Here is a 22,090-nt window from a genome sequence, read left to right on the forward strand (position 1 = left end):
CGGCTGTGGCAGCACCGACGCAGCGCCCCCCGCGCAGCGCGTGGGGGGCGTTCATCTCTCTGTCATTGGCGATGGTGCTGGTGGTGGGGCTCGGTTTGCTGCGCGCCCAGGTGTGGAACCGGGAGGAGTTCAACAGTCGCGCCCTGTCTGCCCGCACCGTTTCCTTTGAGGAATTCGGGCCGCGCGGCGACATCCTGGACGCCTCCGGGGCGGTGCTGGCCACCTCCGTGGAGCGGGTCGATGTTTTCGCGAACCTGCAGCTGCTCAGCCAGGACGTGGTGTGTCAGCGGGAGATTAACCCGCAGACCGGCAAGCTGGAGCGGGTCAAGGGCACGGATGAGGACGGCAAGGAAACCGATTGTGTGGTGATCGGTGAGGGCGCGCACGGCGCGGCGCAGATCCTGGGGCCGATCCTGGGGCGTGACCCTATCGAACTGGGTGGTGAGCTGGCCGGAGACGCCGTGTGGCACCCGGTTGCGCGGGGGATTTTGCCCACCCAGTGGCGCCAGATCGAGGAGTGGAACTTCGCTGGCGTCGAGCGGAAGGACGCGTACGTGCGTCAGTACCCGGCGGGGCGCGTGGGCTCCACGGTGACGGGGCTGACCATGAAGGGCGACGAGGAGGACGAGGTCATTGGTGCCACCGGCCTGGAGCTGACCCAGGACGAGTACCTGCAGGGCACGAAGGGGGAGTTCTACTACGAGCGTTCCGCCAGTGGCCTGCACATCCCCGGCTCCGAGAAGGTGGTGGTCTCTGAGGCCCGCCCGGGCCAGACCGTCCACACCGCGTTGATCAGTGACTTGCAGCTGGTGGCCCAGGACGCGATCGACGGCACGGTCGCTAAGTTCGGGGCCGATTGGGGCACGGCCGTGGTGCAGGAGGTCTCGACCGGGCGCATCCTGGCGCTGGCGGACTCCAATTCCTTCGATCCGTCGGCCCCGTCTTCGCAGTGGGAGGGCCGCACGATCGAGTCGAGGGCGGTGACCACGCCGGTGGAGCCCGGTTCTACGGGCAAGATCGTCACCTTCGCTGCGGCCCTGGACTCTGGTGCGATCACCCCCACCACGCCGGTGACCTCGCCCTACTACTACACGGCTCCCAACGGGGAGAGCTTCAGCGACGCGGACGAGCACGAGACGATGCCGTACACGGCCACGGGCGTGCTGGCGGCGTCGTCGAACACCGGCACCGTGCAGGTGGGCGACCGGGTGGATGACTCGCTGCGGGAGAACTACCTGCGCCAGTTCGGCTTCGGCGAGATCACGGGCATCGAGCTGCCCGGCGAGAGCGCCGGCGTGCTCACGGCCGCGAGCCAGTGGGATGGCCGCCAGCGCTACACCACCATGTTCGGTCAGGGTTATTCCGGCACGATTTTGCAGCTCAACGCCATGATGGCGGCCGTGGGTGGCGGCGGTATCTACCGCGCCCCTCGCCTGGTGGACGGTTACACGAACGCCGACGGCCAGTACAGCGCCGCCCCGCGCCCCGAGGAGCGGCAGGTGATGAAGGAGGCCCACGCCAAGGAGCTGGTGACGATGCTGGAATCCGTCGCCAGCAGGGACGGTACGGGCGCGGCCGGCCGGGTGGAGGGCTACCGGACGGCCGGCAAGACCGGCACCAGCCAGATCATCGGCCCGGGTGGGCAGGTCAGCGGCACCGTGGCCTCGTTCTCCGGCTTGCTGCCCGCCAACGCCCCCGTGGTTGCCATCACCGTGGTCATCTACAACCCGCGCAAGGACATCTGGGGCTCTACGGTGGCGGCGCCGGTGTTCCAGACGATCGGTTCTGCCTCGATGCGGATTCTGGATCAGCGCCCCACCGCCGTACCCTTTAAGCCCTACCCGCTTCGCACCGACGTGCCCGCCGAGTCAGAGGAAAACTAGGAAATGATGGAACTGGTTGAGATGCGTCCGCAGCCGCGCTCCGAGTCGCTGGCAAAGCTGGCGGAGCGCTTTGAGTTGGTGGCGGCCAATGAGGCGCCGGTGGACGACGTTGCAGTCACGGGCGCAACGATGGACTCGGCCGACGTGCGGGCCGGCGAGGTGTTCCTGGCTCTGTCCGGTCTGAAGAAGCACGGCGCCCAGTACGCGCCGGCGGCCGTGGACGCCGGGGCGGTGGCCGTGATTACCGACGCGGCAGGCGCCCAGCTGTGCCAGGACAGCGGTGTGGCCGGGCGGGTGCCGGTGCTGGTTCACCCCGACGTGCGCCGGCTGGCCGGCCCGCTGAGCGTGGAGCTGTACGGCGACCCCGCCAGCGAGATGATCAAGACGGCCGTGACGGGCACGAACGGCAAGACCACCACCTCCTACTTCCTGGAGGCCATCTTGGCGGCCCACCGGGGCTCGTGCGTGGTGGCGGGCACCGTGGAGCTGCGGGTGGGGGACAAGACCGTGGAGTCTCCGCGCACCACCGTGGAGGCACCGGTGCTGCACCGGCTGCTGCGCATGGGCCGCGAGCACGGCGTGGACGCCGCCTCCCTGGAGGCCTCCAGCCACGCCATCGACCTGGGGCGCCTGGATGGCATCGTGTTCGACGTGGTGGGCTTTACCAACCTGCAGCGCGACCACCTGGACTACCACAACACCATGGACCAGTACCTGCTGGACAAGGCCCAGCTGTTCACCCCGGAGCACGCGCGCGCCGGCGTGGTCTGCGTGGACGACGAGTACGGTCGCAAGCTGGCCCAGATCGCCACGATCCCGGTGACCACGGTGCGCGCCTACGACGGCGACACCGAGGCGGACTGGACGGTCCACGACGAGCGGGTCTCTCTGGAGGAGGCTGCCTCCACCTTCCTGCTGCGCGGCCCGGACGGCCGCGAGATCACCGCCCAGTGCCCGCTGCCCGGGCGCGTCAACATCCAAAACGCGGCCCTGGCGATCGTGATGGCCCTGGAGCTGGGGATCGACGAGGCCACCGTGGTGGCGGCGGTGGCCGGCGCCCACAACATTCCCGGCCGCATGCAGCGGGTCAGCCAACGCGAGGAGGGCCGGGCCCTGTGCATCGTGGACTACGCCCACACTCCCGACGCGCTGCGCCTCGCCCTGCAGGCGATCCGCCCGATCACCCCGGGCCGGATCATCATCGTCTTCGGCTCCGACGGCGACCGCGACCAGGGCAAGCGCCCGATGCTCGGCGCGGTGGCGGCCGAGCTGGCCGACGTCCTGGTGGTCACCGACGAGAACCCGCGCTCTGAGGACGCCGCCACCATCCGCCAGGAAATCCTGGCCGGCGTGCGGGAGGTGCGCCCCGGCATGGAGGACGTCCACGAGGCCCTCACCCGGGCCGAGGCGGTGCGCGAGGGCGTGCAGCTGGCAGGCCCCGACGACACCGTGATCGTCACCGGCAAGGGCCACGAGCCCTACCAGGAGATCGCGGGCGTCTTCCACCGCTACAACGACGCCCCCGTGATGCGGGAGGCCGTGATCGAGAAGTGGGGCAAGGCGTGATCGCGCTTGGCGCCGCCGAGGTCGCGGCCCTGACCGGCGGTCAGCTCTTTGCCCCGGCGGGGGAAGAAATCGTGGTGGGCGGCAACGTCGTACGCGACTCGCGGGAGGTGGGGGCCGGCGATCTCTTCGTGGCGATCACCGGTGAGAGCAACGACGGGCACGCCTACGCGCAGCGCGCGCACGACGCCGGCGCGGTGCTGACCCTGGCCGAGCGCGAACTGCCGGTGCCGCACGTGCGGGTGGAGAACACGGTGGCCGCGCTCGGCAGGCTGGCTGCCGGCGTGCTGGCCCGGCTGCGGGAGCAGGCCGAGGCGGGCGGGGAGAAGCTGACCGTGCTGGGCGTGACCGGCTCGGCGGGCAAGACCACCACCAAGGACCTGCTGGCCGTGCTGTGCGCGCAACTGGGCCCGACGGTGGCCCCGCAGGCCTCCTACAACAACGAGATCGGGCTGCCCCTGACCGTGCTGAAGTGCACGGAGGAAACCCGCTACCTGGTGCTGGAGATGGGTGCCTCCGGCCCGGGCCACATCGACGAGCTCACCGCGATCGCGCCGCTGGACCTGGCCGGTGTGCTCATGGTCGGCACCGCCCACCTGGGCGGATTCGGCTCGGCCGCGGCGGTGGCCGCCGCCAAGGCGGAGATCCTGGCCGGGCTGGTTCCCGGCGGGGTGGCCGTGCTCAACGCAGACGACGCCCAGGTTGCGGCCATGAGCGCCCCGGGCGCCAAGCGCCTGACCTTCTCCGCCAGCGGGCGGGCAGCCACCTGCCGGGCACTGGACGTGAAGCTGGACGCCACCAGCCGCGCCTCCTTCGACCTGGAGTACGCCGGGGCGCAGAGCGCGCGGGTCGACCTGCGGCTGGTGGGCGCGCACCACGTGGCCAACGCGCTGGCCGCCGCCACCTTCGCACTGGAGCTGGGCCTGGGCGTGGCCGAGGCGGCCGCCGTGCTCTCCACCCACGGCCCGGCCAGCCCGCACCGGATGGACGTGCGCCAAAGCGCCGACGGCGTGCTGGTGATCGACGACTCCTACAACGCCAACGAGGACTCGATGCGCGCCGCCCTGCGCGTGCTGCAAGACCTCGCCGCCCCCAGGCGGGAGGAGGGCGGGCGCGCGCTGGCCGTGCTCGGGGAGATGCTGGAGTTGGGCGAGACCTCCGCTGAGATTCACGCCCGCGTGGGCCAGGCCGCCGCGCAGGCCGGGGCGGACGTGGTGATCGCGCTGGGCCAGGCGGCGGAGCCGCTGGGGCAGGCTGCGGCGGCCGGGGGAGCGCAGGTGTTCTACGCCTCCAGCCCGGAGCAGGCGCGCGAGCTGCTGGCCTTGCGCCCTGGAGACGTTGTTCTCATTAAGGGCTCGCACGGCTCTGGCGCGTATAGGCTTGCGGAAGCTCTGAACTAAAGCTCGGAGGACAGCAGTGATTTCCATCCTCGTGGCCTTTGGCGCGGCCCTGGCCTTGTCGGTTGTGGGCACCCGTGTGTTCGCCAAGCTGCTGGTGCGCAACCAGTACGGCCAGTTCATCCGGCAGGACGGTCCCACCTCCCACTTCACTAAGCGAGGCACCCCCACCATGGGCGGGGTGGTCTTCATCGTTGCCACGCTGGTGGGCTACGGGATCGCGCTGGCCTACGCGGGCAGGCTGCCCAGCGCGTCGGCGCTGATGCTGTTCTTCCTGGTCTGCGGGCTCGGCTTCATCGGCTTCCTGGACGACTACATCAAGATCTCCCACCAGCGCTCGCTGGGGCTGAACGCGCGTGCCAAGCTGATCGGCCAGGCCCTGGTCGGGATCGCCTTCTCCGTCATGGTGCTCTACTTCCCGGACGCCAGCGGGCAGACCCCGGCCTCCATGGCCATCTCCTTCACGCGGGACCTGCCCGGCCTGGACCTGAGCGCGTGGGGAGCGGGAATCGGCATGGTCCTGTTCATGCTGTGGGCCAACTTCCTGATCTCCGCCTGGTCCAACGGCGTCAACCTCACCGACGGCCTGGACGGCCTGGCCACCGGCGCCTCTATCTTCGTGTTCGGCGCCTACACCCTCATCGCGTTCTGGCAGGGCTCGCAGGCCTGCGAGACCGGACTGGTGCCCGGCTGCTACGAGGTGCGTGACTCGCGCGACCTGGCCGTGGTCTCCGCCGCCCTGGTGGGCGCGCTGGTGGGCTTCCTGTGGTGGAACGCCCCGCCGGCCATCATCTTCATGGGCGACACCGGCTCCCTGGCCCTCGGTGGCGCCGTGGCCGGCCTGTCGATCCTGACCCAGACCGAGCTGCTGGCCGCGATCATCGGCGGCCTGTTCGTGCTCACCACCATCTCGGTGGTGCTGCAGGTGGGCTCGTTCAAGCTCACCGGCAAGCGCATATTCCGCATGGCGCCGCTGCACCACCACTTCGAGCAGAAGGGCTGGAAGGAGATCACGGTAGTGATTCGCTTCTGGCTCATCGCCGGAATCTTCGCGGGCCTCGGCGTGGTTGTTTTCTACGCCGAGTGGGTGAAGGCAGCATTTGGAGAGTGAGTGAGCTAGCCGAATACGTCTCCAGCCTGTCCCGCCCCCTGGTCCTTGGACTGGGCACCACCGGCGTGGCCGTGCTGGAGGTGCTCTCAACCCTGGGAGCCCACCCGATCGGCCTAGACACCTCTGAGGAGGCGGTGGAGCGCGCCCGCGCCGCCGCCCCGCGTGCCCAGGTGCAGTTGGCGTCCGACGCTGCAGACCTGGCCGCCCGCGCCATCGCGGCCGCCCCCCGCCTTGTCATCACCTCCCCGGGGATCGCCCCGCACACGCCGGTGCGCCTGGCCCTGGCCGAGGCCGGGGTGCCCGTGATCTCCGAGATCGAGCTGGCCCGCCGGCTCCAAGAGGCGGGTTCGCGCCCGGACACCCCCTGGCTGGCCATCACCGGCACCAACGGCAAGACCACCACGGTCAGGCTCACTGCGGCCCTGCTGGAGGCGGCCGGGCTGCGCACCGTGGCCGTCGGCAACGTCGGCACCCCGCTGATCCGGGTGGCCGCAGAGCTAGGTTCCGCCACCGGCGCGCAGGCGCTGGCGCTCGAGCTGTCCTCCTTCCAGCTGCAGGACACCGGCCGCCTGGGGGCGCTGGGTTCGGTGTGCCTGAACCTGGCCCCAGATCACCTGGACTGGCACGGCAGCCTTGAGCACTACCGGGCGGCCAAGGCGCGCGTATACGAGGGCACCCGGGCCGCCGCGATCTACACCCCCGACCCCGCCACCCGCGCGATGGTGGAGGAGGCCGACGTCACCGAGGGGGCCCGCGCCATCGGCGTCACCCTGGGCGTGCCCGGCCCCTCCGAGCTGGGCGTGGTGGAGGACATCCTGGTGGACAGGGCCTTCCTGGACGCCCGCCACCGCGAGGCGCGCCAGCTGGCGACCTTCGCAGACCTTTCGGGGCTCAGCGGCGGGGAGGTTCCCGCCGGCCACCTGGTGGTGGACGTGCTCGCTGCCACCGCCCTGGCGCTCAGCGCCGGGCTGGATCCGCAAAGTGTGGCCCCGGTGCTGCGCTCCTTCCAGCTGGACTCCCACCGGGGCCAGGTGGTCGCGGTCAGCGGCGGGGTGACCTACGTGGACAACTCCAAGGCCACCAACCCCCACGCGGCGCGCGCCGCACTGGCAGGGGTGGCCCCGGGCACCGCAGTGTGGATCGTCGGGGGCGACACCAAGGGCACGGACCTCACGCCCCTGGTGGCCGAGGTAGCCGGGCGCCTGCGCGGCGCCGTGGTGATCGGCAAGGAAACCACCGCCCTGGTGGGCGCCCTGGAACGCAACGGCGTTGACTGCCAGGCGGTGCCGCACGGCTCACCGGAGGCAGTCTCCCGCGAGGCGGCGGCCCGGGCCGCGCGCATGGCCCAGCCCGGAGACACGGTGCTGCTGGCCCCGGCGGCGGCGTCCTGGGACCAGTTCTCCTCCTACGGCCAGCGCGGCGACCTGTTCGCCGCCGCAGTTCACGAGATGGGCGAAACGCGATGAACCCCTCCAACTCCAGGCCGCCGCGCCCCGGGCAGGGCCGCAGGCAGGGACGCGGGCATGCCTCCGCCCCCGCGCGCGCCACCCGGCCCCAGGGCGCGGGCAGCACGCGCGCCGGCGGCTACGGGGCGGTGGGCGGCAACGTCGGCCACGGCGGGTATGCGCGCCGGGCGGCCGAGCAAGAACACGGAGGCGGGGCGCCGCAGGCCGGTACCACCAGGCAGGCGAGCGACAGGCACGCCCTGCGAACCCTGGGCAGGTGGCTGAGCGCGCCCTTCGTGTGGCTGCGCGACCGGCTCATGCCCACGTGGGAGAGGATCTGCGCGCTGCTGGCGCGGCCGTCCTCCAGCCCCAGCACCGACCGGGTGCTGCTGGTGGTCACGTTGGTCGGATTCCTCATCGTCGGGGTGCTGCTGAGCACCTCCGTCAACGCCGTTCCCACCCCAGACGAGGAGCTGGGCCCGTTCAAGTGGGTGCCCAAGTACTTCATGTTCCAGGGCGCGGGCATGGTCCTGCTGCTCTTGGCCGCGGCCATCCCGTGGCGCACCTGGAACAACAAGTTCGTGGTGCCGGCGTTCATGGCCCTGGCGATCGGGGTGCAGCTGTTCACCTCGTTCTTCGGCGTCAACATCAACGGAAACAGGGCTTGGTTGCGCATCGGGAGCGTCCTAGTGCAGCCCTCTGAGTTCCACAAGGTGGTCTTCGCCCTATACATCGGCTGGCTGATCACCCAGCCCTGGTTCAGTCTGAAGACCTGGCAGGGCAGGGCCGCCATGTTCGGCCCGGTGCTGCTCTCGATCGGCTCGGTCTTGATCGGCAAGGACGTGGGCACCTCCCTCATGTTCGTGGCGATAGCTGCGGTGGGGATGTGGCTGTCCGGGCTGAGGATGAGCATTGTTGCCGCCGTGGGCGCCGTGGCGGGCACCGTCATGGGCCTGGTGGTCTACTTCGACTCGGAACGCGCCTCCCGCTTCGCCCGCTCGTTCCGGGGGCGGGTGGGGTTCCCGGAGGGGACCTACCCGGAGCAGGAGGACAAGGCCGTGTGGGCCCTGGCCACCGGCGGGGTGCAGGGCACCGGGCCGGGCCAGTCCCGCTTCAAGTGGGGCTACCTGGAACACTTCCGCAGCGACTACATATTCGCGATCCTGGGGGAGGAGTACGGTCTCATCGGTGCCCTCATCTTCCTGTTCCTCTTCGTCCTGTTCATCTACGCGCTGTTCCGGATCGCGGCGCGCGCACCCCACCGCTCGGCCCAGGTGTTCGGCGCCTGCGTGGCCACCTACCTGGGGGTGCAGGGCTTCATCAACATGGGCATGGCCACCGGCGTCCTGCCGGTGATCGGCGTGCCGCTGCCGTTCATCAGCGAGGGCGGATCCTCTCTGGTTTCATCACTGTGGGCGGTGGGCTTCTTCTTCGCGATCAACCGGGCTAGCAGCCAGCAGCAAGGCGCCGGGGGCGCAAGCAGGTGGACGCGCCGCAAGTCCGGTGCCGTGGTGGCCCGAAAGGGGAGTTAGGGAAAATGGTGCGCGTTTTGTTGGCCGGTGGCGGTACCGCTGGGCACGTCAACCCGATGCTGGCGGTTGCCAGCGCCCTGGAGGAACTGGGCGTGCCCAGGCAGGACATGGTGGCGCTGGGCACCGCCCAGGGCCTAGAGACCACGCTGGTGCCCGCCGCCGGGCTGCGGCTGGAGACCATCGCCAAGGTGCCCGCCCCGCGCAGGCCCAACCTGGACGCGCTGCGCTTCCCCTCCCGCTTCCTCGGGGCCATCCGGGACGTGCAGTCCCTGCTGCGGCGCGAGCGGATCGACCTGGTGATCGGCATGGGCGGCTACGTCTCCACCCCCGCCTACCTGGCGGCCAAGCGCGCCGGGATCCCGGTGGCGATCCACGAGCAGAACGCCCGCCCGGGCTGGGCCAACAAGTGGGGGGCTCGCTTTGCGCAGTTCGTGGCGATCACCTTCCCGTCCACGCCGCTGCGCGCCCGGAAGGGAGGGACGCAGTGCATCGGCCTGCCGCTGCGCCCCGCCATCAGGGAGCTGGCCGAGGACCGCGCCCACGGTCGCGCGGCCCAGGTGCGACGGCGCGCGGCCGAGCAGCTGGGGCTGGACCCCGCCCTGCCGACCATCCTGGTCACCGGCGGCTCGCTGGGGGCCAAGAGCATCAACGACGCCTTCGCGGCCGCCGCCGCGCGGCTGGAGGTGCAGGTGCTGCACCTGACCGGCAAGGGCAAGGACGCGCCGGTGCGGCAGGCCGCTGCGGACCGGGCGAACTACCACGTGTTGGACTACCTGCCCCAGATGGAGCTGGCCCTGGCGGCGGCGGACCTGGTGGTGTGCCGGGCGGGAGCGGGCACGGTGAGCGAGCTGTGCGCCCTGGGGCTGCCGGCGATCTACGTGCCGCTGCCGATCGGCAACGGCGAGCAGCGGCTGAACGCGGCCGACGCCGTCAAGGCGGGCGGTGCCCTGCTGGTGGAGGACTCCCAGGTGGGGGTCGACTTCGTGCTGCGCGCGCAGGAGCTGGTGCGGGATGCGGCCCGCCTGGAGGCGATGGGCGCCGCCGCCGCGAGCGTGGGCCGCATCGACGCCGCCGAGCAGATGGCCGCCCGGAGCCTGGCGCTGGTGAGCGCCCCCGCTGCCGCCCCCGCTGAGGACGCCCGGGTGGACGACGCTGCCGCCCCGGCGGGCAAAGAGGAGGGCCGCCCCGTGTTCCACTTCATCGGGATCGGCGGGGCCGGGATGAGCGTGATCGCCGAGCTGCTTTTGGCCCAGGGTTTTGTTGTCAGCGGCTCCGACCGCGCCGATTCTGCGGTCTTGGCCCACCTGCGGGCCCTGGGGGCCACGGTGCACGTGGGCCACGCGGCCGGTCAGGTGCCTGCCGAGGCGACCGTGGTGGTCTCCACTGCGGTGCGCGAGTCCAACCCGGAGCTGGCAGTGGCGCGCGAGCGCGCCCAGCGCGTGTGGCACCGCTCCCAGGCGCTGGCCTTCGCGGCCCGCCAGGACCGTTTCGTGGCCGTGGCCGGAGCGCACGGCAAGACCACCACCTCCGCGATGCTGGCGGTGGCCGGGCGCGCGGCGGGGCTGGACCCCTCCTGGGCGGTGGGCTCGAGCATCGCCGGGGTGGGCTCGGGGGCGCACCTGGGGCAGGGGGGAGTGTTCGTTGCCGAGGCAGACGAGTCCGACGCCTCGTTCCTGAACTACGCCCCCACGGTGGCGCTGGTGACTAACATCGAGCCCGACCACCTGGACCACTACGGCACCAGGGAGAAGTTCGAGCAGGCATTCGTGGACTTCGCGGCGCGGGTGGTGCCGGGCGGCACGTTGGTGCTGTGCGGAGACGACCCCGGCTGCGTGGCGCTGCGCCAGCGCGTCTCGCCCGAGCTGCGGGTGGTCACCTACGGGCGCACCCCGCAGGCGGGGGAGCACGTGCTGCTCTCGGGGCACGGCGAACAGGCGCGCGTGGAGTTCGCCGGCCAGGGCGCGCAGTTGCGCCTGGCGGTGCCGGGCGACCACGTGGAGCTGAACGCCGCTGGCGCCGTGGCGGCGCTGGGCGCGCTGGGGGTGCCGTTGGAGCGGGCGGCGGCGTCGCTGAGCGGATTTGCCGGGACCGGGCGCCGCTTCGAGCTGCGGGGGCAGGAGCGCGGCGTGCAGGTGGTGGACGACTACGCCCACCACCCCACGGAGGTGGAGGCCACCTTGCGCGCGGCGCGCAGCGCCACGCGGGGCCGGGTGGGCGTGCTGTTCCAGCCCCACCTGTACTCCCGCACCGTTAACTTCGCCGAGCAGTTCGCCCGGGCGCTGGCGCTGGCCGACCGGGCGATCGTCACCGACGTCTACGCGGCCCGCGAGGACCCGGTGCCGGGGGTGGACGGGCGCACTATCACCGGGCACGATCCGGCGCTGGTGTACGTTGCCGACCGCGTTCAGGGCGCGCGCGAGCTGGCCCAGTGGGCGAAGGACGGGGACCTGCTGCTCACCGTGGGCGCGGGCAGCATCACCGAGCAGGCCGATGACGTGCTGGCCGCCCTGCGGGAGCGCTAGGCAATGGACCAGGAGGAGACGCGCACCGGGCAGTTGGAGCGGCCCGGGCAGGCGGAGGCAAGCGCCGACGTGGCGCGGCGCCTGAGCCGCAGCGGCCAGTGGGAGGAGACCTCTCCCGGGCCGGCCGACCTGACCATGCGCATCGAGGAGCGCAAGAGCGCGCGCCGCAAGCAGGTCACCCGCAAGCTGGCCCTGTGGGGCGTGCCCGTGGTGCTGGTGGGCGCGGTGGTCGGGCTGGGCGTGCTCTCCCCGTTCTACAAGCTGCGCGCGGACGCCGTACTGATCGACGGGGCCACCCCGGCCGTGGAGGCCGAGGTGCGCGCGGCGATCGAACCGTTCGTGGGTCGACCGCTGCTTCTGCTCAGCACGGGCGATGTGGAGGCTGCGGTGGAGCAGCTGCCCACGGTCGAGGACGCGCGGGTGCGCAAGAACGCCCCCCAGGGGATCGACGTGGCGGTGACCACGGTGGCCCCCGCGATTGCCGTGCCGCTTGCTGATGGCACCTTCGAGCTCTTCACCCCCGCCGGGGCGAGCCTGAAGGTGGCCGGGGATGCGGGCGGCCTGCCGGTGGTGCACCTGGCCGACGGCGGGGAGCGGGGCGTGCAAGCGCGGACCGGGGCGGTGGTGAGCCGCGCCCTGCCGCAGAACGTGAAGGAGAAGCTGGCCAAGTGCGAGGTCAGCGCGGCCGGGCAGGTGGTGTTGACGCTGAACGGGGACGCCACCGTGCTGTGGGGGGACCAGAGCGAACCGGAGCTGAAGGGCCGGGTGCTCTCGCTGCTGCTTGATACCCCCGCCAAGCAGTACGACGTCTCCAACCCGGATCGGCCCACGACGCTGAACTAGCGGGCGCCGGCCCTCCACGCCGGCGAGGGGCGCTCGGCGCGCGTGCCGGCGGCCTTCGGTGCCCTGAACGGAGGGCGCGTGGGGCGCCCTGAGGCGTGGCGTGCGGCCCACTCAAATCACACCGGTGTGGTTTCCGCGTGTCGCAACCGTTTTTGGGGCCGCGACACGGTTTCATTTCCCTAGCAGGAAATGACATAACTATAACCCTCACGTTGAGGGTTAAGGTTTTCCAAAGGGGAGGGACGTCGTCATGGCTTCACCGCAGAACTACCTGGCCGTCATCAAGGTCGTCGGCATCGGCGGTGGTGGCGTCAATGCCGTCAACCGCATGATCGAGGCCGACGTGCGGGGCGTTGAATTCATCGCCATCAACACTGACGCTCAGGCTCTCCTGATGTGCGACGCCGACGTGAAGCTGGAGATCGGCCGCGAGATCACCCGTGGCCTGGGCGCCGGCGCCGACCCGAGCGTCGGCAAGCGCGCCGCGGAGGACCACGAGGAGGACATCGCCGAGGCCTTGCGCGGCGCGGACATGGTCTTCGTTACCGCCGGCGAGGGCGGCGGCACCGGCACCGGCGGTGCGCCCGTCGTGGCCCGCATCGCCCGCTCCCTGGGCGCGCTCACCGTCGGCGTCGTCACCCGCCCCTTCCGCTTCGAGGGCCGCCGCCGCGCCAAGCAGGCCGAGGCCGGCGTGGAGGCGCTGCGCGCCGAGGTGGACACCATCATCGTGATCCCCAACGACCGCCTGCTGGACATCAACGACCCTGACATCTCCATGCTGGACGCCTTCCGTACCGCCGACCAGGTGCTGCAGATGGGCGTGCAGGGCATCACCGACCTCATCACCACCCCCGGCGTGATCAACGTGGACTTCGCGGACGTCAAGTCCGTCATGAAGGACGCCGGCACCGCCATCATGGGCATCGGCACCGCCTCCGGGCCGGGCCGCGCCCTCACCGCCGCCGAGGCGGCCATCAGCTCCCCGCTGATCGAGGCCACCATCAACGGCGCCCACGGCGTGCTGGTCTACTGCCAGGCGGGTGCCTCCATGGGCATGAACGAGATGTCCGAGGCCGCAGACCTGGTTGCCGAGGCCGTCCACCCCGAGGCCAACATCATCACCGGTATGGCCCTGGACGACTCCCTGGGCGACGAGATGCGCGTGACCGTCATCGCGGCGGGCTTCGACAACGTCAGCGGCGAGGAGAGCGCCCCCGCCGACAGCAAGGTCTACCGCCCGGCCGACGCCATGGTGGCGGCCGCCCGCCAGACCGGCACCCTGCCCACCCCGGCCCCCGAGCCCGTGGTTCCCCCCACCGTGGCGACCGCCTCCACCCGCGCCGCGCACCGCGCCCCGGTGCTGCCGCCCACGATCGAGGACGACGAGGACGCCGTCATGGTGGGCGCCCTGGACGGCAACGCGATGCCGACCTTCGTGCCCTCCACCCCGGCAGCCCGCGGCCAGCAGGGCCTGGAGATGCCCCGGATCTACGACGAGGACGGGCGCAGCAACGCGACCAACCTGACCCCGCCGAAGTTCCTGCGCACGGTCGAGTCCTGATTGATCGCTAACAGTACTGCCGCCGGGTGGGTCCACGTGGACCTGCCCGGCGGCAGCGTCGTCCTGACCAACGCCAACGGGGGAGTATCAGGCGGGACCTGGGCCAGCCCCCGAGGTGGCGGTGGGGCCAACATGGGCGACCACGTGGGCGACGACCCCGGCGCCGTGGCCGCCAACCGCGCCCTCCTGGCAGGCCTACTCCCACCCGGCTGCCGCGCGGTCTGGATGAACCAGATCCACTCCGCCATCTGCGCCGACGCTGCCGGGGACGGGCCCAGCCCCGAGGCCCCCGGCGAGGCGGCGGGACGCAGCGCGGGCGCGGGCACCGGGCGGACGGCGGCAACGTCGGCCCCCATCCCCACCGCAGACGCGCTGCTAAGCACCCAGGCCGGCCTCTGCCCCGCCGTGGTGGTGGCCGACTGCGTACCACTCGCCCTGCTCGCCACCGACGGCAGCGTGGCCGTGGCGGTGCACGCCGGCAGGGCGGGGCTCCTGGTCGGGGTGGTCGCCAACGCCATCAGCGCCGCCCGCCAAAAGCTAAGCCCCGGCGCCCGCCTCCAGGCAGTCATCGGCGCCCACATCTGCGCCGCCTGCTACGAGGTCGGCCCCGAACTGGCCCGGCAGGTCGAACCCACCCATCCCCACCTGGTCACCACCAGCCGCTGGGGCACGCCCGCCCTCGACCTCGCCGCCGGCGTGAGACGCGAACTGGAGCGCGCCGGGGTAGAGATCGCCTACCAGAGCCGGCAGTGCACCCAGGAGGACGCCAACTACTACTCCTACCGACGCAGCGGCCCCACCGGCAGGCAAGCCCTCATCGTCATTGCGCAACACGCCGCGCAAAACCACGGAAAAATCCCCGCCGATAGTTAGCGTGGACCCAACGGCGCCCACAAGGAGCAGACATGGCAAACGGAATGTTCGGACGGTTCTTCGCCGCCCAGCCTGCGGAGGAAGAGATTCCTGAAACCGAGGCATTCGAGTCTGATTACTACTACGGGGACGAGGAAGAGACCTACGCGGAGGTGACCCCGCTGCACCCCGCCCCCGTAGCGGTCGAGACCCGCATGACCACGTGCCGCCCCCGCAACATCGAGGAGTGCGGCAAGTTCGTGCCCGAACTCGTCTCCGGCGTCCCCGTCATCCTGGACATTTCGGGCGCCTCCGAGGTCGAGCGCACCCGCGTCTACGACTTCGCCTGCGGCGTCGTGGCCGGCTGCAGCGGCAGCTTCTCCATGGTCACCCAGGATGTCTACCTGCTGGTGCCGGAACACGTGACCGTCGCTAAGTTGTCAGACTAAATAGCCCCTTTTTCGCGTGGCCTGCGCGGACACGCGTGCTAGGGTGAGGGAGCTGAAGCAGAACTTTGGCTCTGTTTCAAAGAGGACAAGAGGGGCGCCGCCAGGTGCACCCGCCTATCGAGAGGTGACTTGAATGGCGCTGCTCACTACGGATGACGTGCTGCACAAGCGTTTCCTTGCGACCAAGTTCCGTGAGGGCTACGACCAGGACGAGGTTGACGACTTCCTGGACGAGGTCGCGGAGACCCTGCGCGAGCTCAACGCCGAGAACGAGGAACTGCGCGAGAAGCTCGCCGCCGCCGAGCGTCGCATCGCCGAGCTCTCCCAGGGTGGCGAGGCCGTCGCGGCCCCCGTGGTCGAGGCCCCGGTGGAGCCCGTTGTCGAGCCCGAGCCCGCCCCCGTGGTGCCCGAGCCCGTTGCCGCCGCCCCGGCCGTCAGCGAGCCCGAGTCCGCCACCAGCATGCTGCTGCTGGCCCAGCGCCTGCACGACGAGTACGTCGCCAACGGCCGCGCCGAGGGTGACCGCCTGGTCGCCGAGGCCCGCACCGAGGCCGAGCGCATCGTCCGCGAGGCCGAGGACCAGCACTCCCGCACCCTGGCCCGCCTCGAGCAGGACCGCTCCCTGCTGGAGCGCAAGATCGACGAGCTGCGCGAGTACGAGGCGGAGTACCGCCAGCGCCTGCGCACCTACCTGGAGTCCCTGGTCGAGAACGTGGTCAACACGAGCCTGGACCGCCCGACTCTGGACTGAAGCTAGTTAACGCCGGCGGGGCGGTGACGGGTGACCGTCACCGCCCCGCCTGGTATGGAGGAGACTTATGCCGAGCAACCGCACCGCGCTTGCTTCCCTAACCGCAGCCGGCCTGGGGGTCGTTGCTCTGGACCAGGCCACCAAGGTGTGGGCCATCGCCGCTTTGACCGGGCGCGAGCGCCAGGCGCTGCTGGGCCAGTGGCTGGGCCTGGAACTGCACTACAACCCGGGTGCCTCCTTCTCCTTCGGGGAGGGCGCCACCTGGGTTTTCGGCGTGTTGGCGCTGCTGACCGTGGCCGTCATCATCCGGTTGGCCCCCAGGATGACCAGCGTGCGGTGGGCGGTCACGGTGGGCGTGTTCCTTGGCGGCGCGGTGGGCAACCTGATCGACCGCATGTTCCGCGCCCCTGGCTTCCTGCACGGGCACGTGGTGGACTTCATCGCCTACGGCAACTGGTTCATCGGCAACGTGGCTGACATCGCGCTGGTGGGGGCCGCCCTGGCGCTCGCCTACCTCTCCCTGCGCGGCATCGAGCCGTGGGAGGTGGCCGACGCCGCCGCCGAGCCAGACGCAGCTACCGCCGGCCCGGCCGTTGCCGACGCCGAGGCGGACGCCGAGGACGCTGCGGAGGCCGATGCCGACGAGACGGACGCCTACGAGGTGGCAAAGGCCGAGGCGGGCGCGCCGGAGGCAGCCAGCGAGGAGGGGCGGCAGTGACCGAACGCTCCTTCCCGGTGCCCGACGCCCTGGTGGGGGAACGGGTGGACACCGCGCTCTCGCGCATGCTGGGCATGTCCCGCTCCAAGGTGGCCGACATCGCCGCGAGCGGCGGCATCCGCGCCGGCGGGGTGGCCCTGGGCAAGTCGGACCCGCTGCCGGCCGTGCCGTGGATCGACGTGGACGTGCCGGACCCCGAGCCCAGCGGCGTGGTGCCCACGCCGGTAGGGATGGACATCGTCTACGACTGCGAGGACTTCGTGGTGGTGGACAAGCCCGTGGGGGTGGCCGCGCACGCCTCGATGGGCTGGGACGGTCCCACCGTGCTCGGCGCCCTGGCCGCCGCCGGCTACCGCATCTCCACCTCCGGGGTGCCCGAGCGGCAGGGGATCGTCCACCGCCTCGACGTGGGCACCTCCGGGCTGATGGCGGTGGCCAAGAGCGAGCTGGCCTACACGATGCTCAAGCGGGCCTTTCGCAACCGCACGGTGGACAAGGTCTACCACGCCCTAGTGCAGGGGAGGCTGGACCCGAGCGTGGGCACCATCGAGGCGCCCATCGGGCGCCACCCCGGGCGCGACTTCAAGATGGCCGTGGTGGCGGGCGGGCGCGAATCCGTCACGCACTACGAGACGCTGGAAGCCATGCCGCACGCCTGCCTGGTGGAGGTGCACCTGGAGACCGGGCGCACCCACCAGATCCGCGTCCACATGGCCGCCGTGGGACACCCCTGCGTGGGAGACCCGATGTACGGCTCCGACCCCGTGCTGGCCGCCCGCCTCGGGCTGGAGCGCCAGTGGCTCCACGCGGTGCGGCTGGGCTTCGCCCACCCGCGCACCGGCGAGTGGGTGACCTTCGAAAGCCCCTACCCGGCGGACCTGGAGCGAGCCCTGGACATGATGAGACACCCGTAGGCTTCCCAAAGCGAAGGCGGGGCCCGGGGCGTGTGGATGCACGCCCCGGGCCCCGGCTTTCGCGCCGCTTCGGCCCCGCTCTTGCGGGTGCCCCGCCAACGCGCCGGGCCCGGCGGTCGGGCCCGAGTCGCTTTCCTAGCCCGCCAGCTCGCGGTCGCGGGCGATGGTGGCGGCCACGGCCGCCTCCGTGGCCGCCCTAAACCCGGCCCCGTCCAGGGCCATCATGCCCGCCACCGTGGTGCCGCCGGGGGAGCAGACCGCGTCGATCAGGTCCGCTGCGCTGCGCCCGCCCTGCTTGTCCAGCTCGGAAAGGAGCAGCTCGGCCGCCCCCCTCATCGCCTGGGCGGCGTACTCGAGGGCGGCGCGCTTAGTGAGCCCCGCAGCCACCCCGGCGCGCGCCAGGGAATCGGCGTACTCCAAGGCGAAGGCGGGGGAGGAGCCGGCCATCGCCACGAACGGGGAGAACAGGGACTCGGGCACCATCGACACCCGCCCCACGGCCTCGAACAGCGCGCGCACCGGCTCGGCTTCCGGCTCGCTCACGCGCGTGCCCAGGGCCAGTCCCGTCATCGCCTGGCCCACCGAGGCCGCCAGGTTCGGCATCGCCCGCACCACCCGGGCGACCTCCCCGCTGCCGCCGGCGCGGCTGGCCGCCTCGAGCCGGGCCAGCGGAATCCCGGCCGCGATGGAGACAACCAAGGTCTGGTCCAGGTGGGAGGCAACGTCGGCCAACACGGCCTCAATCACGTTCGGTTTGACCGCCAGCACCAGCAGGTCGGCCTCGCCCGCCACATCGGCGGCACCGGACGCCACCTGGGCACCAAGCTCGCCTGCCAACGCCTCGGCGCTAGGAAGATAGGAGTCGTAGAGCAGCATCTGGCCGCCATCCACCAAGCCAGCCGCCACCGCGCCACGCGCAATAGCCCCACCCATGGCGCCACAGCCAATGAATCCAATCCGCATGGGCCAAAGGTAGCGTGTGAAGGCCCCCAGGCGGGCAAAGTCACGCGCCGAGCGTTTGAGCCCGCCGCCGCCACCGGCCTAAACTTGGCTTCGCGTCGATCCGGCCATCACCGGGGAGCATCCGGAAGAACGGGCCACCGCCGGCGGCCTTACTAGAACCGGACGGGTTGGGCCCGTCATCGCCCTCGATGAAGCGGCCGCCCCGCAAGGCGGCAAGCGAGGTGGTACCGCGGCGCCCGGCGTCGTCCTCGCACCACCGGTGGGAGCAACCGCCCCCGCCGCCCCGCCGATCGAGGAGCGCGCGCATGAAGCACGGCCACTACCCCCTGCACCGATCGGGGAACGTTGAGGTTTCCCCCTCCTTCCCGGCCATCGAGCGCGATGTGCTGGAGTACTGGAAGCAGGACTCCACCTTCGAGGCCAGCGTGGAGGCGCGCGAGGCGGGAGAGAACGGCTCCAACGAGTTCATCTTCTACGACGGCCCGCCCTTCGCCAACGGCCTGCCCCACTACGGGCACCTGCTGACCGGCTACGCCAAGGACCTCGTGGCCCGCTTCCAGACGCAGCGCGGGCGCCGCGTGGAGCGCCGCTTCGGTTGGGACACCCACGGCCTGCCCGCCGAGATCGAGGCCGAGCGCATCCTGGGCATTGAGGACAAGAGCCAGATCGAGGGCGAGTGCGGCATCGGCATCGCGGCCTTCAACGACGCCTGCCGCTCCTCCGTGCTGCGCTACACGGGCGAGTGGGAGGCCTACGTGACCCGCCAGGCCCGCTGGGTGGACTTCCCCGGCGGCTACCGCACCCTGGACCTGCCCTACATGGAGTCCGTGATCTGGGCCTTCAAGGAGCTCTACGACAAGGGCCTGGCCTACGAGGGCCACCGCGTGCTGCCCTACTGCTGGAACGACCAGACGCCGCTGTCCAACCACGAGCTGAAGATGGACGACGACGTCTACCAGGACCGCCAGGACAACACCGTCACGGTCGGTTTGCGCCTGGAAACCGGCGAATTGGCGTTGATCTGGACGACGACGCCGTGGACCCTGCCCTCCAACTTGGCTGTGGCGGTGGGACCGGAGATCGAGTACGTGGTGGTGCGTCCCGCCGAGGGTGCGCTGGCGGGAGAGCGGGTCATCCTGGCCGAGGCGCTGGTGGGCTCCTACGCTCGCGAGCTGGGGGAGGAGCCCGAGGTCGTTGAGCGCCTTCTGGGCGCAGACCTGGTGGGCCGCCGCTACGTGCCCATCTTCGACTACTTCGACAACGCCAAGGCCCGCTCGGAAGGCAATGCGCCCGGTCCGAACGCGTGGCAGATCATCGCTGCCGACTTCGTGACCACCTCAGATGGCACCGGTCTGGTGCACATCGCCCCGGCCTTCGGTGAGGACGACATGTTGGCCTGCCAGGCGGCCGGAATCGCCCCGGTGATCCCCGTGGACGACGCCGGCCGCTTCACCGCCGAGGTGTCCGACTACGCCGGCCAGCAGATCTTCGAGGCCAACAAGACCATCATCCGCGACCTGCGCGACGGCACCGGCCCGCTGGCTCGCCGCGATGAGCAGGAGCGCGCGGTGCTGGTGCGCCAGGCCTCCTACGTGCACTCCTACCCGCACTGCTGGCGCTGCCGTCAGCCGCTGATCTACCGCGCCGTGAGCTCTTGGTTCGTGGCCGTGACCAAGATCCGCGACCGCATGGTGGAGCTGAACCAGGAGATCGAGTGGGTGCCTAGCCACCTGCGCGACGGCCAGTTCGGTAAGTGGCTGGAAAATGCCCGCGACTGGTCCATCTCCCGTAACCGGTTCTGGGGCGCGCCCATCCCGGTGTGGGTGAGCGACGACCCCGCCTACCCGCGCGTGGACGTCTACGGCTCCATCGCCCAGCTGGAAGCGGACTTCGGGGTGGAGGTGAAGGACCTGCACCGTCCGTTCATCGACACGCTGGTACGCCCGAACCCGGACGACCCGACCGGCAAGTCCATGATGCGCCGCATCCCCGACGTTTTGGACTGCTGGTTCGAGTCCGGCTCCATGCCCTTTGCCCAGGTGCACTACCCGTTCGAGAACCAGGACTGGTTTGAGCACCACTACCCGGGTGACTTCATCGTCGAGTACATCGGGCAGACCCGCGGCTGGTTCTACACGCTGCACGTGCTGGCCACGGCACTATTTGACCGGCCATCGTTCCTCAACTGTGTCTCCCACGGCATCGTGTTGGGCGACGACGGCCGCAAGATGAGCAAGTCACTGCGCAACTACCCGGATGTGAATGAGGTATTCGACCGTGATGGCGCCGACGCTATGCGCTGGTTCCTCATGTCGTCCTCAATCCTGCGGGGCGGCAACCTGATCGTCACCGAGGAGGCGATCCGCGACTCGGTACGCCGCGTGCTGCTGCCGGTGTGGAACACCTGGTACTTCTACAGCCTGTACGCGGGCACCGTGGCCAAGGGCGAGGGCTACCTGAGCGACGGCGTGCGCGAGGTGGACGGCAAGCTGGTGGCCTCCAGCGGCGCCGAGCTCTCCCGCGCCGACCGCTACGTGCTGGCCCGCACCCGCGACCTGGCCAACACGGCCGGCGCGCAGCTGGACGCCTACGACATCGCCGGGGCGGCCCAGAGCATCGAGGCCTACATCGACGTACTGACCAACTGGTACGTGCGCACGTCCCGTCAGCGCTTCTGGGAGGAAGACCTGGCGGCCTTCGACACGCTCTACACCTGCCTGGAGACCCTCACCCGCGTGATGGCGCCCCTGGCCCCGCTGGTGGCCGAGGAGGTCTACCGGGGCCTGACCGGCAACCGCTCGGTGCACCTGACCGACTGGCCGGAGCTGGGCCAGGCCTTCGCGGCCCCTGCCCTGGTGGCCGCGATGGACGAGGTGCGCGACGTGGTCTCCGCCGCCCTGTCCCTGCGCAAGGCCGAGGGCGTGCGCGTGCGCCAGCCGCTGCGCCTGCTGGAGGTGTTTGCCGCCAACCCGGACCAGCTGGCCCCCTTCGCCCAGCTGATCGCCGGCGAGGTCAACGTGCGCGAGGTCAAGGTGCGCTCCATCGAGGGCTCGGGCCTGTCGGTGAGCACCAACGTCACCGTCAACCCGCGCGAGCTCGGGGCGGACAAGCGCAAGCTGACCAGCCAGCTGTTCGCCGCGGTGCGCGGCGGCGCCTGGGAGCTCGAGGAGGACGCCGACGGCGAGGTGCGCGTTGCCTTCCCCGGCGTGCACGACGGCGGCGCCCACATCACCCTCGAGGGCGCCGAGTTCACGCTGACCACCTCGATCGACGCCCCGGAGGGCCGCGCCGCCACGGCGCTGGGTTCCGGCGCGTTCGTGCTGCTGGACACCACGCTGGACTCCGACCTGCGCGCGGAGGGCATGGCCCGCGACCTGGTGCGCGCCATCCAGGACGCCCGCAAGGCCGCCGGCCTGCACGTGGCCGACCGAATCCGCCTGGACATCACGCTGCCGGCCGAGGAGCTGGCCGCCGCCCAGGCCCACCGCGACATGCTCTCCTCCGAGTGCCTGGCGCTGGAGCTGAACGTCACCGAGGGTGAGGCGCAGTCCATCACCGTCACCAAGCTCTGAACAGGAGGCCGCTT

16 protein-coding genes are annotated in these 22,090 nt (G+C 71.1%); 15 read left to right on the plus strand and 1 reads right to left on the minus strand.

What is annotated here, in order from left to right; genetic code table 11:
* The first annotated feature begins 5 nt into the window (after window positions 1-5).
* The 14 genes from ABYF38_RS08455 (at window position 6) to ABYF38_RS08520 (ending at window position 17,541) form a co-directional block, all read left to right on the plus strand.
* Entirely contained in the window at window positions 6-1,883 is a 1,878-nt protein-coding gene (locus ABYF38_RS08455) for a peptidoglycan D,D-transpeptidase FtsI family protein (protein WP_371151945.1), read from the plus strand.
* 3 nt (window positions 1,884-1,886) lie between these two features.
* Window positions 1,887-3,449, plus strand: coding sequence for a UDP-N-acetylmuramoyl-L-alanyl-D-glutamate--2,6-diaminopimelate ligase (locus ABYF38_RS08460; protein WP_371151946.1), 1,563 nt, complete (start codon window positions 1,887-1,889; stop codon window positions 3,447-3,449).
* The gene (locus ABYF38_RS08465) at window positions 3,446-4,846 is read left to right on the plus strand and encodes a UDP-N-acetylmuramoyl-tripeptide--D-alanyl-D-alanine ligase (protein WP_371151947.1); all 1,401 of its coding nucleotides are present in this window, start codon (window positions 3,446-3,448) and stop codon (window positions 4,844-4,846) included. The genes ABYF38_RS08460 and ABYF38_RS08465 overlap by 4 nt, the downstream gene beginning before the upstream one ends.
* A gap of 16 nt (window positions 4,847-4,862) precedes the next feature.
* On the plus strand, window positions 4,863-5,954 hold the full coding sequence (gene mraY, locus ABYF38_RS08470) for a phospho-N-acetylmuramoyl-pentapeptide-transferase (protein WP_371151948.1): 1,092 nt from the start codon (window positions 4,863-4,865) through the stop codon (window positions 5,952-5,954).
* Window positions 5,951-7,420 (plus strand): UDP-N-acetylmuramoyl-L-alanine--D-glutamate ligase, encoded by a 1,470-nt coding sequence (murD, locus tag ABYF38_RS08475; RefSeq protein WP_371151949.1) that lies wholly within the window; start codon window positions 5,951-5,953, stop codon window positions 7,418-7,420. The genes mraY and murD overlap by 4 nt, the downstream gene beginning before the upstream one ends.
* Entirely contained in the window at window positions 7,417-8,931 is a 1,515-nt protein-coding gene (locus tag ABYF38_RS08480; protein ID WP_371151950.1) for an FtsW/RodA/SpoVE family cell cycle protein, read from the plus strand. The genes murD and ABYF38_RS08480 overlap by 4 nt, the downstream gene beginning before the upstream one ends.
* A gap of 5 nt (window positions 8,932-8,936) precedes the next feature.
* A complete protein-coding gene (gene murC, locus ABYF38_RS08485; protein ID WP_371151951.1) occupies window positions 8,937-11,453 on the plus strand; it encodes a UDP-N-acetylmuramate--L-alanine ligase in 2,517 nt (838 codons plus the stop codon).
* 3 nt (window positions 11,454-11,456) lie between these two features.
* Window positions 11,457-12,296 carry a cell division protein FtsQ/DivIB gene (locus tag ABYF38_RS08490; protein WP_371151952.1) on the plus strand — a complete coding sequence of 280 codons (840 nt, stop codon included), beginning with the start codon at window positions 11,457-11,459 and terminating at the stop codon, window positions 12,294-12,296.
* 250 nt (window positions 12,297-12,546) lie between these two features.
* The gene (gene ftsZ, locus ABYF38_RS08495) at window positions 12,547-13,857 is read left to right on the plus strand and encodes a cell division protein FtsZ (RefSeq protein ID WP_371151953.1); all 1,311 of its coding nucleotides are present in this window, start codon (window positions 12,547-12,549) and stop codon (window positions 13,855-13,857) included.
* The gene (locus tag ABYF38_RS08500; RefSeq protein ID WP_371151954.1) at window positions 13,858-14,730 is read left to right on the plus strand and encodes a polyphenol oxidase family protein; all 873 of its coding nucleotides are present in this window, start codon (window positions 13,858-13,860) and stop codon (window positions 14,728-14,730) included. It begins immediately after the preceding gene.
* A 32-nt stretch (window positions 14,731-14,762) separates the two neighbouring features.
* On the plus strand, window positions 14,763-15,158 hold the full coding sequence (sepF, locus tag ABYF38_RS08505) for a cell division protein SepF (RefSeq protein ID WP_371151955.1): 396 nt from the start codon (window positions 14,763-14,765) through the stop codon (window positions 15,156-15,158).
* Window positions 15,159-15,291: 133 nt separating this feature from the next.
* Window positions 15,292-15,909 (plus strand): DivIVA domain-containing protein, encoded by a 618-nt coding sequence (locus ABYF38_RS08510; RefSeq protein WP_371151956.1) that lies wholly within the window; start codon window positions 15,292-15,294, stop codon window positions 15,907-15,909.
* A 67-nt stretch (window positions 15,910-15,976) separates the two neighbouring features.
* The gene (locus ABYF38_RS08515; RefSeq protein ID WP_371151957.1) at window positions 15,977-16,627 is read left to right on the plus strand and encodes a signal peptidase II; all 651 of its coding nucleotides are present in this window, start codon (window positions 15,977-15,979) and stop codon (window positions 16,625-16,627) included.
* A complete protein-coding gene (locus ABYF38_RS08520; protein WP_371151958.1) occupies window positions 16,624-17,541 on the plus strand; it encodes an RluA family pseudouridine synthase in 918 nt (305 codons plus the stop codon). The genes ABYF38_RS08515 and ABYF38_RS08520 overlap by 4 nt, the downstream gene beginning before the upstream one ends.
* A 135-nt stretch (window positions 17,542-17,676) precedes the next feature.
* On the opposite strand, the gene proC is transcribed toward ABYF38_RS08520, so the two are convergent.
* A complete protein-coding gene (proC, locus tag ABYF38_RS08525; RefSeq protein ID WP_371151959.1) occupies window positions 17,677-18,504 on the minus strand; it encodes a pyrroline-5-carboxylate reductase in 828 nt (275 codons plus the stop codon).
* A 305-nt stretch (window positions 18,505-18,809) separates the two neighbouring features.
* Here proC and ileS point away from each other — a divergent pair, with 305 nt between their 5' ends.
* The gene (gene ileS / locus ABYF38_RS08530) at window positions 18,810-22,076 is read left to right on the plus strand and encodes an isoleucine--tRNA ligase (RefSeq protein WP_371151960.1); all 3,267 of its coding nucleotides are present in this window, start codon (window positions 18,810-18,812) and stop codon (window positions 22,074-22,076) included.
* Window positions 22,077-22,090 lie beyond the last annotated feature (14 nt).

The organism is Buchananella sp. 14KM1171 (genome assembly GCF_041380365.1).
Classification (GTDB): Bacteria; Actinomycetota; Actinomycetes; order Actinomycetales; family Actinomycetaceae; genus Buchananella; species Buchananella felis.

Bases quoted from the DNA above. Each gene is read 5' to 3' on its own strand.
- ABYF38_RS08460 (WP_371151946.1), top strand. From the start codon at position 1,887: ATGATGGAACTGGTTGAGATGCGTCCGCAGCCGCGCTCCGAGTCGCTG.
- ABYF38_RS08480 (WP_371151950.1), top strand. From the start codon at position 7,417: ATGAACCCCTCCAACTCCAGGCCGCCGCGCCCCGGGCAGGGCCGCAGG.
- murC (WP_371151951.1), top strand. From the start codon at position 8,937: ATGGTGCGCGTTTTGTTGGCCGGTGGCGGTACCGCTGGGCACGTCAAC.
- ABYF38_RS08490 (WP_371151952.1), top strand. From the start codon at position 11,457: ATGGACCAGGAGGAGACGCGCACCGGGCAGTTGGAGCGGCCCGGGCAG.
- ftsZ (WP_371151953.1), top strand. From the start codon at position 12,547: ATGGCTTCACCGCAGAACTACCTGGCCGTCATCAAGGTCGTCGGCATC.
- sepF (WP_371151955.1), top strand. From the start codon at position 14,763: ATGGCAAACGGAATGTTCGGACGGTTCTTCGCCGCCCAGCCTGCGGAG.
- ABYF38_RS08510 (WP_371151956.1), top strand. From the start codon at position 15,292: ATGGCGCTGCTCACTACGGATGACGTGCTGCACAAGCGTTTCCTTGCG.
- ABYF38_RS08515 (WP_371151957.1), top strand. From the start codon at position 15,977: ATGCCGAGCAACCGCACCGCGCTTGCTTCCCTAACCGCAGCCGGCCTG.
- proC (WP_371151959.1), bottom strand. From the start codon at position 18,504: ATGCGGATTGGATTCATTGGCTGTGGCGCCATGGGTGGGGCTATTGCG.
- ileS (WP_371151960.1), top strand. From the start codon at position 18,810: ATGAAGCACGGCCACTACCCCCTGCACCGATCGGGGAACGTTGAGGTT.